The organism is Cohnella nanjingensis (genome assembly GCF_014212125.1).
GTDB classification, from domain to species: Bacteria; Bacillota; Bacilli; order Paenibacillales; family Paenibacillaceae; genus Cohnella; species Cohnella nanjingensis.
Map to the genome: position 1 here is coordinate 12091 of NZ_JACJVP010000079.1, position 16642 is coordinate 28732.

15 protein-coding genes are annotated in these 16642 nt (G+C 61.3%); all 15 read left to right on the forward strand.

Annotated features, from left to right (window positions below):
- Positions 1-4 precede the first annotated feature (4 nt).
- Positions 5-655, forward strand: a complete 651-nt coding sequence (gene tsf / locus H7C19_RS33270; RefSeq protein WP_185673395.1) for a translation elongation factor Ts — start codon at positions 5-7, stop codon at positions 653-655.
- Between the two features lie 212 nt (positions 656-867).
- Positions 868-1596 carry a UMP kinase gene (gene pyrH, locus H7C19_RS33275; RefSeq protein WP_185673396.1) on the forward strand — a complete coding sequence of 243 codons (729 nt, stop codon included), beginning with the start codon at positions 868-870 and terminating at the stop codon, positions 1594-1596.
- Positions 1597-1598: 2 nt separating this feature from the next.
- A complete protein-coding gene (gene frr, locus H7C19_RS33280) occupies positions 1599-2153 on the forward strand; it encodes a ribosome recycling factor (protein ID WP_185673397.1) in 555 nt (184 codons plus the stop codon).
- A gap of 118 nt (positions 2154-2271) precedes the next feature.
- Positions 2272-3027 carry an undecaprenyl pyrophosphate synthase gene (gene uppS, locus H7C19_RS33285; RefSeq protein ID WP_376775475.1) on the forward strand — a complete coding sequence of 252 codons (756 nt, stop codon included), beginning with the start codon at positions 2272-2274 and terminating at the stop codon, positions 3025-3027.
- Between the two features lie 4 nt (positions 3028-3031).
- Entirely contained in the window at positions 3032-3823 is a 792-nt protein-coding gene (locus H7C19_RS33290; RefSeq protein WP_185673398.1) for a phosphatidate cytidylyltransferase, read from the forward strand.
- A gap of 41 nt (positions 3824-3864) precedes the next feature.
- Positions 3865-5010 (forward strand): 1-deoxy-D-xylulose-5-phosphate reductoisomerase, encoded by a 1146-nt coding sequence (locus H7C19_RS33295; protein WP_185673399.1) that lies wholly within the window; start codon positions 3865-3867, stop codon positions 5008-5010.
- 100 nt (positions 5011-5110) lie between these two features.
- Entirely contained in the window at positions 5111-6373 is a 1263-nt protein-coding gene (gene rseP / locus H7C19_RS33300; protein ID WP_185673400.1) for an RIP metalloprotease RseP, read from the forward strand.
- Positions 6374-6415: 42 nt separating this feature from the next.
- Positions 6416-7864, forward strand: a complete 1449-nt coding sequence (gene proS / locus H7C19_RS33305) for a proline--tRNA ligase (protein WP_185673401.1) — start codon at positions 6416-6418, stop codon at positions 7862-7864.
- Positions 7865-8109: 245 nt separating this feature from the next.
- Positions 8110-8883, forward strand: coding sequence for an alpha/beta hydrolase (locus tag H7C19_RS33310; protein ID WP_185673402.1), 774 nt, complete (start codon positions 8110-8112; stop codon positions 8881-8883).
- A gap of 171 nt (positions 8884-9054) precedes the next feature.
- Positions 9055-13371 carry a PolC-type DNA polymerase III gene (locus tag H7C19_RS33315; protein WP_185673403.1) on the forward strand — a complete coding sequence of 1439 codons (4317 nt, stop codon included), beginning with the start codon at positions 9055-9057 and terminating at the stop codon, positions 13369-13371.
- Between the two features lie 210 nt (positions 13372-13581).
- The gene (gene rimP, locus H7C19_RS33320) at positions 13582-14043 is read left to right on the forward strand and encodes a ribosome maturation factor RimP (protein WP_185673404.1); all 462 of its coding nucleotides are present in this window, start codon (positions 13582-13584) and stop codon (positions 14041-14043) included.
- Positions 14044-14069: 26 nt separating this feature from the next.
- Positions 14070-15167: a transcription termination factor NusA gene (gene nusA, locus H7C19_RS33325; protein ID WP_185673405.1), complete on the forward strand. Its 1098-nt coding sequence runs from the start codon at positions 14070-14072 to the stop codon at positions 15165-15167.
- A 54-nt stretch (positions 15168-15221) separates the two neighbouring features.
- Entirely contained in the window at positions 15222-15539 is a 318-nt protein-coding gene (gene rnpM / locus H7C19_RS33330) for an RNase P modulator RnpM (RefSeq protein ID WP_185673406.1), read from the forward strand.
- Entirely contained in the window at positions 15526-15855 is a 330-nt protein-coding gene (locus H7C19_RS33335) for a L7Ae/L30e/S12e/Gadd45 family ribosomal protein (RefSeq protein ID WP_185673407.1), read from the forward strand. Before rnpM ends, H7C19_RS33335 begins: the two co-directional genes overlap by 14 nt.
- Positions 15848-16642 (forward strand): translation initiation factor IF-2 N-terminal domain-containing protein (locus tag H7C19_RS33340; protein ID WP_185673408.1); only part of this gene is annotated, 795 nt, incomplete at its 3' end. The genes H7C19_RS33335 and H7C19_RS33340, both read left to right, overlap by 8 nt.

Below are 16642 nucleotides of genomic sequence, written 5' to 3' on the forward strand. Positions count from 1 at the left end.
CTCAGTGGCAGTTAACGCAGCAGACGTAAAATCGCTCCGCGAGAGAACGGGAGCAGGCATGCTGGATTGCAAAAAAGCGCTGGAGGAAGCAGGCGGCGATCTGACCAAAGCCGCGGAACTTCTCCGCGAGAAAGGCCTGGCCGCAGCCGCGAAGAAAGGCGATCGCGTCGCTACGGAAGGCCGCGTAGAATCCTACATTCACGGCGCGGGCCGCATCGGCGTTCTCGTTGAAGTCAACTGCGAGACCGACTTCGTCGCCATGACCGATCAATTCAAGGAATTCGTGCGCGACCTGGCGATGCACATCGCGGCAGCCAGCCCGAAATTCATCCGCCGCGAAGAAGTTCAGCAAGACGAGCTGGACAAAGAACGCGAAATCCTCCGCAACCAAGCGCTCAACGAAGGCAAGCCCGAGAAGATCGTCGACAAGATGGTCGAAGGCCGCCTGAACAAATACTATGAAGAAAACGTGCTGCTCGAGCAATCGTTCGTCAAGGATCCGGACAAGACGATCCAAACGCTGCTGAACGAGAAGATCGCGACGATCGGCGAGCAAATCTCCATCCGCCGTTTCGTGCGTTTCGAACTGGGCGAAGGCCTCGAGAAGAAGCAAGACAACTTCGTAGAAGAAGTTATGGCGCAAGTCAAAGCATAATTTCAACGTGCAGGGAACACGCGGTGTTCCCTTTTTTTCAACGCATCGCCGCTTCCGGGGAGACGGCGATGCCGGATTGACTTGGTTATACAGAATGTATAAGTTTCACGTGAATTCATTTCTGCGTAGCCGCCGATAAAAACGCGTTGTCGCCCGGAAAGACGGCAAAGCCGGTTTACTTGCGAAAAGAAGATATGGTGGAGGTACTAAAGTTGAATCGTCCCGTCTACAAACGCGTGGTGTTGAAGGTCAGCGGAGAGTCGCTATCCGGTTCGAACGGGTACGGCATCGATGCGTCGACCATCCTGTCGATCGCCGATCAAGTAAAAGAAGTCGTGGAGCTCGGAGTCGAAGTCGCGATCGTCTGCGGCGGAGGCAACATCTGGCGCGGCATCGCCGGCAGCCAGAAAGGGATCGACCGCGCGACCGCCGACTATATGGGCATGCTCGCGACGGTCATGAACTCCTTGGCGCTGCAGGACGCGCTCGAGCAGATCGACGTGCCGACGCGCGTACAGACCTCGATCGCGATGCAGCAGATCGCGGAGCCGTACATTCGCCGCCGCGCGATCCGCCACCTGGAGAAGGGACGCGTCGTCATCTTCGCGGCCGGCACGGGCAATCCGTTCTTCTCGACGGATACGACCGCCGCGCTTCGGGCCGCCGAGATCGAAGCGGAAGTCATCCTGATGGCGAAGAACAAAGTGGACGGCGTCTACAGCGCCGATCCGTTCAAGGACGCCAACGCCGAGAAATACGAACAGCTTACTTATATGGATGTGCTCAACAAAAACCTGGGCGTCATGGACTCCACCGCATCGTCGCTCTGCATGGATAACAACATTCCGCTTCTCGTCTTCGCGATTACCGAGAAGGGCAACATCAAACGGGCCGTGATGGGCGAGAAGATCGGCACCATCGTCAAGGGGAGCGTGGATTAACAATGCCTCAAGCGATTAAGAAGAACGCAGAAGAACGGATGGAAAAAGCGCTGGGCGCGCTGAAGCGCGAGCTGGCGTCGCTGCGCGCGGGACGCGCGTCCCCGGCCATGCTCGATCGCGTTCAAGCGGAGTATTACGGCGCGCTGACGCCCGTCAACCAGCTGGGCACGATCAACACGCCGGACTCCCGCACGCTGATCATCCAGCCGTGGGATAAATCCGCGCTGGCCGCGATCGAGAAGGCGATCCTGAAGTCCGACGTCGGCCTGACGCCGGCGAACGACGGCACGATCATCCGTCTGAACATCCCGCCGCTCACCGAAGAGCGCCGCGCCGATCTCGTCAAGTCGACGAAGAAGTACGGCGAGGAAGCGAAGGTCGCGATCCGCAACATTCGCCGCGACGCCAACGACGACATCAAGAAAAAAGAAAAGGGCGAAATCTCCGAAGACGAGTCGCGCCGTCATCAGGACGACGTCCAGAAGACGACCGACCGCTACGTCGCGGAAGTGGACAAGATTCTCGCCGCCAAAGAAAAAGAAATCATGGAAGTGTAATGCCTTACGACAGGGCCCCTCCGCAAGGTGGGGTTCGTTTATTGTTCTGGATCAGGAGGAACAGGCCATGATGAACCGTTTCTTTAACGGGTGGTTCCGGAAGAAGCAGCAGGACGGGATGACGACCATGGCGGCCGCTTCCGAATCTTCACGCGAAGGAAATGACTTATCGTCGGACAACGTGCCGCGGCACGTGGCGATCATTATGGACGGGAACGGACGCTGGGCCAAAGCCCGCGGCCTTCCGCGCGTCGCCGGTCATCACAACGGAATGAAAACCGTCAAACGGATCACAAAAGCCGCAGACCGCCTCGGTGTGCGCTATTTGACTTTATATGCCTTTTCTACGGAGAACTGGAAGCGGCCCAAAGCGGAGATCGAGTTCATCATGAAGCTGCCGCAGGAGTTCCTGTCGCTCGAGCTCGACGAGTTGATCCGGAACAACGTGCAGGTTCGCATGATGGGCGTGAAGGACCTGCTGCCGGACTTCACGCTGTCCGCCGTCGAAGAAGCCGTGCGCAGAACGGCGGACAATACCGGACTTGTGCTGAACTTCGCGCTGAATTACGGGAGCCGGATGGAGATGGTCGAATCGGCGCGGAAGCTGGCCCGTCAAGCGGCCAAAGGCGAGCTCGATCCCGACGCGATCTCGGAGGCCGACTTCGGCGCGGGGCTGCTCAGCAGCGATCTGCCGGATCCGGATCTCCTCATCCGGACGAGCGGCGAGCTGCGGCTGAGCAACTTCATGCTCTGGCAGCTTGCTTACAGCGAATTCTGGTTTACCGACGTACACTGGCCGGAATTCACCGAAGATCATTTCCACGAAGCGATCCGCGAGTATCAGCGACGGGCTCGCCGTTACGGGGGGCTCTAGACCGATGGGACAACGGATCGTTACCGGCGTGATCGCCGGGGCCGGCTTCCTCGCGCTCCTCTGGCTCGGCGGCTGGTACTACACGGGAGTGCTCGTCCTGCTCGCGCTGATCGGGTTCCGCGAATACGTCAAGCTGAACGGGCAGAAGGCGCTGCGCGGGGACGTGCTGGCCGGATTCGCGGCCGTGCTGATCCTGGCCATGCCGGAGCTGCCGTTCGGCTGGCATACGCCGACGGTCGAAGTCGTCGCTTGGTTCCTGATGTTCGCGCTGCTGGCGTCGACCGTCTTCAGCAAGAACAAGCTGACGCTCGAGCACGCGAGCCTGCTTTTCCTGGGCGCGTTCTATATCGGACTCGGCTTCCGCTATATGGCGGTCGCCCGGGACTTGCCGCACGGCGTCTTCTGGCCGCTGTTAGTCTTTTTCTGCATTTGGGCGTCCGACGCGGGCGCTTACTTCGTCGGACGAGCCGTCGGCAAGACCAAGCTCTGGCCGGCGATCAGCCCGAACAAGACGATCGAAGGGGCCGTCGGCGGTCTCCTCATCGCCATGCTCGTCGCGGTCGTCTTCGCCGTCGTCTGGCCGGATTGGCTGGGCTTCGGGCGCGCCGTCGGGATCGGTCTCGCCGCGGCCGTCGCGGGACAGCTCGGGGATCTGATCCAGTCCGCGTACAAGCGGTTTCGGGGCGTCAAGGATTCGGGCAACCTGCTTCCGGGACACGGCGGCGTGCTGGACCGGACGGACAGCTGGCTCATCGTCTTCCCGCTCGTTCATCTGCTCGGCCTCCTGCCCAACTAAACCGTTTGGCACCTACATACGAACGGAGGTATGCGTTTCCTATGAGAAAAGTGGCCGTACTCGGGAGCACCGGTTCGATCGGCACGCAGACGCTCGACGTCGTCTCCCGCGAGCCGGACCGCTACGAAGTGGTCAGCCTCGCGGCCGGCTCGAACGTGGAATTGCTCCTCGAACAAGCGCACGCCTTCCGCCCGAAGCTCGTCTCGGCCGGAAGCCGCGAACTGGCCAAACGGATCCGGACGCGTCTCCCGGCCGGGACCCGGATCGTCTACGGAGACGAGGGGCTGGTCGAGGCGGCGGGCGGCGCCGGCGCCGACTACGTCGTCTGCGCGGTCATGGGCAGCGTCGGCCTCAAGTCGACGCTCGCGGCCATCGAATCCGGCGCCGCGATCGGGCTCGCGAACAAGGAGACGCTCGTCACCGCGGGCCATATCGTCATGAAGCGCGCGGCCGATCGGGGCGTCCCGCTGCTGCCGATCGACAGCGAGCACTCCGCGATCTTCCAATGCCTGAACGGCGAGGATCGGCGCGCCGTCAAGCGTCTGCTGGTCACCGCCTCGGGCGGCAGCTTCCGCGACCGTTCGCGCGAAGAGCTCGCGCAGGTCACGGTGGAGGAGGCGCTGCGCCATCCGAACTGGTCGATGGGGGCGAAGATCACGATCGATTCGGCCACCATGGCCAACAAAGGCCTCGAAGTGATGGAAGCCCATTGGCTGTTCGGCCTTCCTTACGACCGGATCGACGTCGTGCTGCATCCGGAGAGCATCGTGCATTCGATGGTCGAATTCGACGACACGAGCGTGATGGCGCAGCTCGGCAACCCCGATATGCGGGTGCCGATCCAGTATGCGCTCACCTATCCGGAGCGCCGGCCTTCCCCGGCGTCTCCGCTCGATCTGCTGAAGGCGGGCGCGCTTCACTTCCGCCCGATGGACTTCGAACGATATCCCTGTCTCCGCCTCGCCTACGAGGCCGGACGCGCGGGAGGCACCGCGCCGACCGTATTCAATGCGGCCAACGAGGTGGCGGTCTCCCGCTTCCTCGGCGGCGAGATTCCGTTCCTCGCCATCGAATCGATCATCGCATCGGCGCTCTCGCGGCACGAGACGCTGAGCGAGCCCGATCTGGACGCGATCATGGCCGCCGACGACTGGGCGCGCGGGGAAGCCCGGACCGTCCGCTATTAAAAATGCTACCGTTCCGTCGCCAGACCGTATTCTCTTGTATCGTCTCGGAGAATAATGTTAATCTAAGGACAGCCGTTACCGGCAACGGGGGTAGTATAGCATGCAAATGGTACAGGTCGTATTTTTGACGGTTCTCGTTTTCTTCGTGCTCGTCTCGATTCACGAGTTCGGACACTTTTATTTTGCCCGCAGGGCGGGCGTGCTCGTGAGGGAGTTCGCGATCGGCTTCGGGCCGAAGCTGTTCTCGATCAAGCGGGGAGAGACGCGCTACACGCTGCGGCTCCTGCCGGTAGGCGGATTCGTGCGCATGGCGGGCGAAGACCCCGAGGTCGTCGAGGTGCAGCCGGGGCAGACGATCGGCGTTCGGATCAAGGACGGCGAAGTCAATCGCATCTATCTCGATCGGCTGGATGAGCGGACGAACATTCTCCGCGGTGAAGTCAAGTCGATCGACCTGGAGCGGGACCTGCACGTGACCCTGGACGTCGACGGAGATATTCAGCGCTATCCGGTTCATCGCCAAGCGCTGATCCTGTCCAAGGGCCGCGACACGCAGATCGCGCCGGTCGACCGCCAGTTCGGCAGCGCGACCGCCGGCAAGAAGGCGATGGCCATCTTCGCGGGTCCGATGATGAACTTCATCCTCGCGTTCGTGCTGTTCGCCGTCTATATTCAATTGGCCGGCGTGACGGTCGAGCCGGTGACCAAGACCTTCGTCAACAAAGTCAACGCCGGCTCGCCTGCCGAACAAGCGGGTCTGAAGAAAGGCGATCTGATCGTCTCCATCGAAGGCGACCCGATCGCCGGAGACAGCGACAAGCTGGTGAAGAAGATCGGCGCTTCGGCGGGCAAGCCGATGCATTGGATCGTGGAGCGCGGCGGCAAGGAAGTGCCGTTGACGATCACGCCGGACGAGAAGACGGGCAAGGCGGGCTTCTATCCGGTGCCGGAGATGCGCCGCGCGGGGGCCGGAGAGACGCTCAAGTTCGCCGGCAACGCCATGGTGGACAGCACCAAGACGATCATGGAAGGGTTCCGCAAGCTTATCTTCGGCGAATTCAAGATCGACGATCTCGGCGGACCGGTGCGGACCGCGCAGGTTACGGGGGAGATCGCCCAGCAGGGCATCACCCAACTGACGATGTGGGGCGCGATCCTCAGCCTCTATCTCGGGATCTTCAACCTGCTTCCGATTCCGGCGCTGGACGGCAGCCGCCTGATCTTCATCGGCATCGAAGCCGTGCGCGGCAAGCCGATCGATCCGAACCGCGAGAGCCTGGTTCACTTCATCGGGTTCGCCATGCTGATGCTGCTGATGGTGGTCGTCACGTACAACGATATTTTGCGGTTGGTCAAAGGATAATTCATTTAAATTTCTCACGTTGTCAGGGGTTGGAGAGCCGTTATGTCGAAGGACAAAGCGTTTGTCACCGAAATTACGCCGCAGGGCGAAGACTTTAGCCGTTGGTATATCGACGTCATCAAAAAAGCCGAGCTGATGGACTATTCGCCGGTGCGCGGCTGCATCGTATTCCGTCCGGAAGGCTACGAGCTGTGGGAGAACATCCAGCGCGACCTGGACCGGCGCTTCAAGGAGACCGGCCACCGCAACGCCTACTTCCCTCTGCTCATTCCCGAGAGCTTCTTCCAAAAGGAAAAGGAGCACGTCGAGGGCTTTAACCCCGAGCTGCCGATGGTGACGGAGGCGGGCGGCGAAGTGCTCGAAGAGCGGCTGGCCGTGCGTCCGACCTCGGAGACGATGTTCGGACATATGTACGCGAAGTGGATCAATTCCTATCGCGATCTGCCGCTGCTCATCAACCAATGGGCGAACGTCATCCGTTGGGAGAAGCGGACGCTGCCGTTCATGCGGACGAGCGAATTCCTCTGGCAGGAAGGCCATACCGCGCACGAGGACGAGGCCGACGCCCGCAAGGAAACGATGCAGATGCTCGACGTCTATACCGAATTCGTCGAGAGCGTGCTGGCCATCCCGGTCATCAAAGGGCAGAAGACGCCTTCGGAACGGTTCGCGGGCGCCGTCGACACGTACTCGATCGAAGCGATGATGAAGGACGGACGCGCCGTGCAGGCGGGCACCTCCCACTATCTCGGCACGAAGTTCGCCGTGGCGTTCGATATCAAGTACTTGAGCCGCGAGAACACGCAGGAGTACTGCCATACGACTTCGTGGGGCGTGAGCACCCGGCTGATCGGCGCGCTCATCATGGTTCACGGCGACGACCGAGGGCTCGTCCTGCCGCCGAAGGTCGCGCCTACGCAGGTCATCATGATCCCGATCGGACCGCCGAAGACGCGCGAGACCGTCATCGCGAAGACGGACGAGCTGTACGCGCAACTCAAAGCCGCCGGCGTCCGCGTCCGCGTCGACGACCGCTCCGACGTCTCGCCGGGCTGGAAGTTCAACGAATACGAGATGCGCGGTATCCCGATTCGACTCGAGCTCGGGCCGCGCGACTTGGAGAACGGCGTCTGCGTGCTCGTCTCCCGCGTCACCGGCGAGAAGAAGCAAGTACCGCTCGATAACCTGGTCGCCGAAGTCCAGCGGATGCTGGACGACGTACACGACGAGATGTTCGCGCGCGCGAAGACGTTCCGAGACGAACACTTCTTCTCCGTCGAGACGCTGGACGAGCTGAAGGCGGCCTTCGAGGAGAAGCGCGGCTTCGCGCTCGCGGGCTGGTGCGGCTCCGAGGCTTGCGAGAGCCAAGTCAAGGAAGAGACCGGCGCGACGAGCCGGAACATCCCGTTCGAGCCGGCCGAGACCAAGACCAAATGTCTCGTGTGCGGCGACGCGGCCGCGCACACGGTCGTATTCGCCCGCGCCTACTAATCGGCGATCATCACGGCTTGGAAGCCCCGCAACCGATAAGGTTGCGGGGCTTTTGCTGTCGGATTTTCGCGTTCGCGCTTCGATTTTATCGACGATCGCGTGGAGACGCGTGCTGACGGGAAGAATAAGGCTAGCGCGCTTGATATTTGTCGGTAGAGCCAAACGTACCAGCCTGTGGTCCTTCGCGACTATTGAGGTTGGGTGAACGCGCGAAACGGCCGTCCGATCGCTGAGGAGGGATAAACGTGACAAGATCCGCTTCCGACGGGCGCGTACGCCGCGCAGTCCGAATCGCGGCCTTGATTTTGTTCGGCCTGCTCGCCGCGGCGGCAATCGGCCTCTATACTTTTTATCGGCTCGCGGAGCAGGGACCGGCGCCCGAGGCCAAGGCGGCGCTGCGTTCTCATGAAGGCGCGTATGTCGATATCGGCCAGCGATGGCTGCGCTTCGAACCGTTGACCGAGCCTGCCGAGCCGACGGTGATCCTGTATCCGGGCGCATCGGTCGCCTCTGAGGCTTACGCCCCGCTCGCGCATCGGCTGGCGGCGGCCGGGCACCGCACTTATATCGTCCGAATGCCCTTTAACCTCGCCGTGCTGGCGGCCAATCGCGCCGACGAGATCTTAGCCGGCGGCGAGCTCGGCGAACGGTTCGTGATCGGCGGGCACTCCCTTGGGGGCGCGATGGCGGCCTGGTATGCGGCTGAGCATGCGCAGTCGCTCGATGGCGTTTTTCTCCTGGGCGCTTACGCGGACAAGCGCGGCGACTTGAGCCGGACAAGCCTGCCCGTCCTGCAGATCGCGGCCGATCGCGACCGGATCGTCGACGCCAAGGCTTGGTCGAACAACAAGCGGCATCTGCCGGCTAAGACCCAATACGTGCAGATCGCGGGCGGAAATCATGCGCAATTCGGCGCATACGGCCCGCAGAAAGGAGACGGAAAGCCCGCCATCTCGGGCGTGGAGCAGCTGCGGATCGTCTCCGATACGTTGTTGGGATGGATGCGAACGGACCTTTAGTCTGTCCGTTTGTCGTTCTTTGTCTATTGATGACCGCTAGCCGTTCAGGTAGAATAAGAGAAAGAGAATCGCTAAGCTTCCTGAGGAATTGCGGCCGTTCGGCGCATGTCGACCGGCCGCCTTATCGCGGAAGCTTTTGTTTTTGGTTCGCGGACAGGGAGGACGAGACAGATGCTACCGACGCCGGATCAGCGGAAAAGGTTTGAGTTGCTGTTGCAGCAGGCGGAGCTTCCGGGCGAGTGGATCGACGGGTATTTCCGCGACGGATACATAGAGAGAGTAGAAGTGAGCCGGTCCAACAAGCAATGGATGTTCCATCTGGCGAAGGAGACGATGCTTCCGGCGGCCGTCTACGCGGGTTTCAGCGAGCGGTTGAAGGCCAAGCTCGGCCATCTCGCGACGATCGACATGCGGATCCGCTATGCGGATTCGGTGCCGACGAGCGTGCTGCTGACCGAATATTGGCCGCTGTTCACCGAGTGGATGCAGCGCGAGTTCGTGTCGGTCAACGGCTGGCTCGCCAAGGCTCGCGCCGAGACCGAAGGCGAGCTGCTGCTGCTGACGCTGCTCGACGGCATGGGGCTCGAGATGGCGAAGAAGAAAAACGTGGACGGCCATGCGGTGCGCTTCTTCGAAGAGCGGTTCGGCCGCGCTTGCCGCGTGAAGATGAGCGTGGGCGTCGGCGAGTCCAGGCAGGAGATCTACGAGGAGTTCATGCAGAAGCAGCTCCATGCCGAGCGGGAAGTCGTGCAGCAGATGATGCAGAGCGTCCCGGACGAAGAGCCCGCGCCGGAAGGCGAGGCGCCGCAGACGCTTCAGCACGGCTACGAGATCAAGGACCCGCCGGTGCCGATCGAGACGATCAAGGAAGAAGAGAAGAAGGTCACGATCCAAGGCACCGTCTTCGGGCTGGAAGTGAAGGAGCTGCGCAACGGCAGCACCTTGTACATGTTTCATGTCACCGACTATACGGATTCCCTGACGATCAAGATGTTCGGCAAGACGAAGGAAGACAACAAGATGCTCGGCCTTCTGGAGAACGGCAAATGGCTGAAGCTGCGCGGCCGCGTCGAATATGACCGCTTCCTGAACCCGCCGGAGCTCATCATGATGCCGAGCGACGTAAAGGAAGTCCTCGCGCCCAAGCCGCGCAAAGACGAGGCGGCGGAGAAGCGCGTCGAGTTCCACCTGCATACGACGATGAGCGCGATGGATGCCGTCACCCCCGTAGACGCGTATATCAAGACGGCGGCGAAGTGGGGGCACAAGGCGATCGCCGTCACCGACCACAGCAACGTGCATTGCTTCCCGGACGCGGCCAAGGCCGGCAAGAAGAACGGGATCAAGGTCATGTACGGCGTCGAGGCGAACGTCGTGAACGACGCCATTCCGATGGTGCTGAATCCGCGCGAGCAATCGCTGTCGGACGCGACCTACGTCGTCTTCGATATCGAGACGACCGGTCTGTCGGTCACGGCGAACAAGATCATCGAGCTCGCCGGCGTCAAGGTCAAAGGCGGACAGGAGATCGGCCGCTTCTCGACCTTCATCAACCCGCACGAGCCGATTCCGTACAACATTCAACAGTTGACCAGCATCACGGACGAGATGGTGCAGGACGCGCCGGAGCTCGAGCCGAAGCTGAAGGAATTCATCGCCTTCATCGAAGACGCCGTGCTCGTCGCCCACAACGCGCGGTTCGACGTCGGCTTCATCCAGGAGAACTGCAAGCGGCTCGGGTTGCCGCCCGTCGACAATCCGGCGCTGGATACGCTGGAGCTGGCCCGCTACCTTCATCCGACGATGAAGAATCATCGGCTCAATACGCTGTCCGCGCTCTACAAGGTCAGCCTCGAGAATCATCACCGGGCGATCGACGACACGATCGCGTTGGCCGGCGTGCTCGAAGGCTTGCTGAAGGACGCGCAGGAGCGGGGCGTGAACGAGCTGCACAAGCTGAACGAGGTCAACGTCAACAGCTGGAAGACGACGCGGCCTTTCCACTGCGGGATCTACATGACGAACGCGGCCGGCAAGAAGAATTTGTTCAAGCTGATCTCCATGTCGCATACGCAATACTTTCACCGCGTGCCGTGCATCCCCCGCAGCAAGCTGATGGAGATGCGCGAAGGGCTGCTGATCGTCTCCGGCTGCGAGAAGGGCGAGTTCTACGAGACGGTGCTGAACAAATCCGAGGAGGAAGCGATCGAAGTCGCGGGCTTCTACGATATTCTCGAGATTCAGCCGCTCGACTTCTATATGCACCTCTTAGACAAAGGACTCGTCGGCAGCCGCGCCGAACTCGAGGAGGCGCTCCGCAAGATCGTGCGCATCGGCGAACGGCTCGGCAAGCCGGTCATCGGCACGGGCAACGTGCACTACCTTGAGCCGCGAGACAAGCTGTTCCGCGACATTACGATCCACGGCATCACGGGCTTCAGCCCTCTGAAGGACCAGCGCAAGCCGGACGCGCACTTCCGCACGACGAACGAGATGCTGGACGCCTTCGCATTCCTCGGCAAGGACAAGGCTCAGGAAGTCGTCGTCCGCAATCCGAACGAGCTGGCCGACCGGTTCGAGGATATCGTGATGTTCCCCGACGAGCTGTTCACCCCGATCATCGAGGGCGCCGACGACGAGATCCGGAACACCTGCTACGAGACCGCTCGCGCGATGTATGGCGAGGAGCTGCCCGAGGTCGTCGTGGCGCGTCTGGAGAAGGAACTCATCCCGATCATCAAGTACGGCTTCTCGGCGAACTATCTCATCTCGGAGCGGCTCGTCAAAAAGTCGAACCAGGACGGCTACCTCGTCGGTTCGCGGGGGTCGGTCGGCTCGTCGGTCGTCGCGACGTTCCTCGGCATCTCGGAGGTCAATCCGCTGCCGGCGCACTATCTGTGCCGCAACTCGGAATGCCGGTACAGCGAGTGGATTCTGGACGGCAGCGTCCCTTCGGGTTTCGACCTGAAGGACAAGCCTTGCCCGCATTGCGGCACGATCATGCGGGGCGAAGGGCAGGACATCCCGTTCGAGACGTTCCTAGGCTTCAAAGGGGACAAGGTGCCCGATATCGACTTGAATTTTTCCGGCGAATACCAGCCGCACGCGCATAACTTTACGAAGACGATGTTCGGCGAGAAGAACGTGTTCCGGGCAGGGACGATCGGCACGGTTGCCGAGAAGACGGGCTTCGGCTACGCTCGCAAGTACCAGGAGGATCATGGCAAGTCCTGGCGCGGTGCGGAACTGAACCGGCTTGCCGCCGGCTGTACGGGAGTCAAGCGGAGCACCGGGCAGCATCCGGGCGGCATCGTCGTCGTACCCAACTATATCGAGGTCGAGGACATCACGCCGGTCCAGTACCCGGCCGACGATACGGGCGCCGAGTGGAAGACGACGCATTTCGACTATCACGCGTTCGATGCGAACTTGCTCAAACTCGATATTCTGGGGCACGACGATCCGACGATGATGCGGATGCTGCAGGACTTGACCGGCGTCGATCCGACGACGATCCCGATGAACGACCCGAAGGTCATGAGCATGTTCAACTCGGTGGAGGCGCTCGGGGTGCAGCCGCACCAGATTCGCACACAGGTCGCGACGTACGGCGTACCCGAGATGGGCACCCGCTTCGTCCGCCAGATGCTCGAAGAGACGAAGCCGTCGTCGTTCGCCGACTTGCTGCAGATATCCGGCTTGTCCCACGGGACGGGCGTCTGGCTCGGGAACGCGCAGGAGCTGATCAAGAACAACACCTGCACGATCAAGACCGTCATCGGCTGCCGGGACGACATCATGCTCTTCCTCATTTATAAAGCCGGCATGGACGCGTCGCTGGCGTTCAAGATCACCGAGAGCGTGCGGAAGGGCAAGGGGCTCACGCCCGAATGGATCGAAGAGATGAAGCGGTGCGGCGTGCCTCAATGGTACATCGACTCCTGCCTCCGCATCGAATACATGTTCCCGAAGGCGCACGCGGCGGCTTACGTCATCTCGGCGGTTCGGACGGCCTATTTCAAGCTCTATTATCCGATCCAATACTACGCGACCTACTACTCGGTGCGGGCGGCCGACTTCGACGTCGAATTGTTCTGCCAAGGCTACGACGCCATCCTGAAGACGCTGATCGAGATCGAGGAAAAGGGCTTCCAGGCGACGCCGAAGGAGAAAGGCATGATCTCCATCCTCGAGATGGGACTCGAGATGACGGCGCGGGGCTTCCGCGTCAAGCCGCTCGACCTGTACCGTTCCGACGCGACGCGCTTCATCGTCGACGGCGATTCGCTCATCCCGCCGTTCTCGGCGGTCGCGGGCATCGGCGAGAATGCCGCCCGCGCGATCGCCGCCTCCCGCGAAGACGGGGACTACCTGTCCGTGGAAGACTTCCAGCAGCGCTCGAAGGCGAGCAAGACGATCGTCGAGCTGCTGTCGGGCATGGGCTGCTTCCGAGGGCTGCCGGAGTCGAATCAGCTGATGCTGTTCTGACGCGGCCGTCCGGCGCCGCCGGCGGGCGGTCTTGGTAAAATATCCGTTGCCAGTCTAGTTGCGGTTATGGTATATTATTTTTGGTAATCATGTGGATATCACTGTCTGCAGAAGAGTGGGGAAACCCACTCTTTCCGTTTTGCATTGGGCTTTATGAGGTTACGGAAGGCTGCGGCGATCCATTTGAAGCAATCGGGAGGTCAAACGAATTTGAGCACGTCAAAGATCAAGTCCGTCGTGGAACAGCTTGTCACGCCCTTTCTGGACGACAACGGCTTCCAGCTCGTGGACGTAGAGTACGTGAAGGAAGGCAGCAATTATTTCCTCCGCGTATTCGTAGACAAAGAAGGCGGCATCGACATCGACGATTGCGGCCGCATTTCCGAATTCTTAAGCGCCAAGCTGGACGAGGCCGACCCGATTACGGAAGCCTACTTCCTGGAAGTAAGCTCGCCCGGCGCCGAACGCCCCTTGAAGAAGCCTGAGGATGTATCCAAAGCCGTAGGCAAGCACGTCTATGTGACGACGTACGAGCCGATCGACGGCGCCAAGGAATTCGAAGGTAGGCTGGACAGTTTCGACGACGGCGTCCTGAACATCACCATCGGCCGTCGCAGACACGCCATCCCTTACGATAGAGTGGCTTCAGCACGCTTGGCCATCGTTTTCTAAATCACGAGAGGAGGAATAGACCCGACATGAGCATGGAGTTTATCGAAGCGCTGTCCGAAATCGAGCGTGATAAGGGCATCGCGAAGGATGTTCTGATCGAAGCCATCGAAGCGGCACTTATCTCCAGCTATAAGCGCAATTTCAATACCGCGCAGAACGTTCGCGTCGACATTAACCGCAACACCGGATTGATCAAAGTATACGCGCGCAAGACGGTCGTCGAAGAGGTGCTCGATCCGCGGCTCGAGATTGCGCTGGATGCCGCGCGCAGCATTAATCCACACTATCAACTGGAAGATATCGCGGAGATCGAAGTGACGCCCCGCGACTTCGGGCGGATCGCGGCCCAGACCGCGAAGCAAGTCGTGACCCAGCGGATCCGCGAAGCCGAGCGGGGACTGATCTATCACGCTTTCGTCGACAAGGAGCAGGATATCGTAACGGGCATCATCCAGCGGATGGACCTGAGGAACCTGTATGTCGATCTGGGCAAAGTAGAAGCCGCGCTGCCGCTCGCCGAGCTGATGCCGACCGACAAGTTCAAGCAGGGCGACCGCGTCAAATCCTACATCACCAAAGTGGAGAACACGAGCAAAGGCCCGCAGATCATCCTGTCCCGGACGCATCCGGGGCTCTTGAAGCGTCTGTTCGAGCTGGAGGTGCCCGAGATCTTCGACGGTACGGTGGAGATTCGCTCCGTGGCGCGCGAAGCCGGCTTCCGCTCCAAGATCGCGGTCTACTCCCGCAACCCGGAAGTCGATCCGATCGGCTCGTGCGTCGGGCAGAAGGGCGTGCGCGTGCAGACGATCGTCACCGAGCTGAAGGGCGAGAAGATCGATATCGTCCGCTGGTCCGAGGCGGTCGAAGAGTACGTCGCGAACGCGCTCAGCCCGTCCAAGGTACTCGAGGTCATCGTCTTCGAAGCGGAGAAGATGGCGCGGGTCATCGTGCCGGATTACCAGCTGTCGCTGGCGATCGGGATCAAAGGCCAGAACGCGCGGCTCGCCGCGAAGCTGACCGGCTGGAAGATCGACATCAAGAGCGAGACGCAGGCCGAACAGGAGTACGGCCGGCCGAAGTCGGCCGGCGACACCATGCATCAGGACAGCGTCTCGATCGACTAGCGCCGGGTAAGGGTTAAGGGGAGCCTGTTGCGAGGACGGGGGGGAGAGAAACCTTTGAAAACGAGGAAGATACCGCAGCGCAAATGCGTCGCCTGCCAGGAGATGAAGCCGAAGAAGGAGCTCATCCGCATCGTCCGCTCGCCGCAAGGGGACATCCAAATCGACCTGACCGGCAAAAAGCCGGGACGCGGCGCCTACCTGTGCGGCAAAACTTCCTGCTTTAAGCTGGCGAAAAAATCGAAGGCGTTCGAACGCGCGCTCAAGACGCCCGTCTCGCCCGAGATCTACGACCGGCTGGAGGCGGATTTCATAAAGGTCGAAGACGACTTCATCGCGAACAAGGAGCTGGCGGGGGACGATGACGACGAATAAAGCTTTGTCCCGTCTGGGGCTCGCCATGCGCGCGGGCAAGCTCGTCTCGGGGGACGAGACGGTGCTCAAGGCGATCCGCGCCGGCGAAGCCAAACTGGTCTTGGTCGCCGAGGACGCTTCGGACAATACGCGCAAAAAAGTGGCGGATAAATGCGAAAGCTATGGGGTGCCGCTGCTGATCGGATATACGCGGTACGAGCTCGGGGGCGCCGTAGGCAAACCTGAACGCGTGCTGTTCGCCGTAACGGATCCGGGATTCGCCAAGATGATCCGCGAAGGCTTCGTCCAACATTCGGAGGTGGAGAATATTGAGTAATAAACAAGATACGAACGACAACAAGGATAAGCTGCGGGTGTACGAGTACGCCAAGCAGCTCAACATGAGCAGTAAAGAAGTCATCACGATCCTGAAGCGGGTCAACCTGCCCGTGAACAATCATATGAGCGTCATGGAAGACGGCATGGTCGGCGCCGTGGAGAAGTTCTTCCGCGACGTGAAGGCCAACGCGGCGGCCAAGATGGCGCAGAACAAGCCGAACGGCGGACGTCCGTCCGGCGAACAGGGCCAAGCGCGCCAAGGTCAAGGCCAACAAGGCGGCGGACGCCGCGAAGAGTCCGCTACGGTCGCTTCCCGTCCGGCGCCGCCGGCTCCCGCGCCGGCACCGGCTTCTGCGAACGCGTCTTCCGCGTCTGCGCCAATCGGTTCCGCGGCCGGAGAGAGCGGTTCGTCCGCTCCGGCCGGCGATCGCCCGGCGTCTAGCCAACAGAGCGACCGTCCGCAAGGCCAAGGCGGCGGATATCAAGGCAACCGTCCGCAGGGCCAGGGCGGCGGCGGGTACCAAGGCAACCGTCCGCAAGGCCAAGGCGGCGGCGGATATCAAGGCAACCGTCCGCAGGGCCAAGGCGGCGGCGGGTACCAAGGCAACCGTCCGCAGGGCCAAGGCGGCGGCGGGTACCAAGGCAACCGTCCGCAAGGCCAAGGCGGCGGCGGGTACCAAGGCAACCGTCCGCAGGGCCAAGGCGGCGGCGGGTACCAAGGCAACCGTCCGCAAGGCCAAGGCGGCGGCGGATACCAAGGCAACCGTCCGCAAGGCCAAGGCGGC

What these genes read in the sequence shown, in the direction of transcription:
- H7C19_RS33295 (WP_185673399.1), top strand. Translation starts at nt 3,865, where the DNA reads ATGAGAAAAGTGGCCGTACTCGGGAGCACCGGTTCGATCGGCACGCAG.
- proS (WP_185673401.1), top strand. Translation starts at nt 6,416, where the DNA reads ATGTCGAAGGACAAAGCGTTTGTCACCGAAATTACGCCGCAGGGCGAA.
- H7C19_RS33315 (WP_185673403.1), top strand. Translation starts at nt 9,055, where the DNA reads ATGCTACCGACGCCGGATCAGCGGAAAAGGTTTGAGTTGCTGTTGCAG.
- frr (WP_185673397.1), top strand. Translation starts at nt 1,599, where the DNA reads ATGCCTCAAGCGATTAAGAAGAACGCAGAAGAACGGATGGAAAAAGCG.
- H7C19_RS33290 (WP_185673398.1), top strand. Translation starts at nt 3,032, where the DNA reads ATGGGACAACGGATCGTTACCGGCGTGATCGCCGGGGCCGGCTTCCTC.
- uppS (WP_376775475.1), top strand. Translation starts at nt 2,272, where the DNA reads ATGACGACCATGGCGGCCGCTTCCGAATCTTCACGCGAAGGAAATGAC.
- rseP (WP_185673400.1), top strand. Translation starts at nt 5,111, where the DNA reads ATGCAAATGGTACAGGTCGTATTTTTGACGGTTCTCGTTTTCTTCGTG.
- H7C19_RS33335 (WP_185673407.1), top strand. Translation starts at nt 15,526, where the DNA reads ATGACGACGAATAAAGCTTTGTCCCGTCTGGGGCTCGCCATGCGCGCG.
- nusA (WP_185673405.1), top strand. Translation starts at nt 14,070, where the DNA reads ATGAGCATGGAGTTTATCGAAGCGCTGTCCGAAATCGAGCGTGATAAG.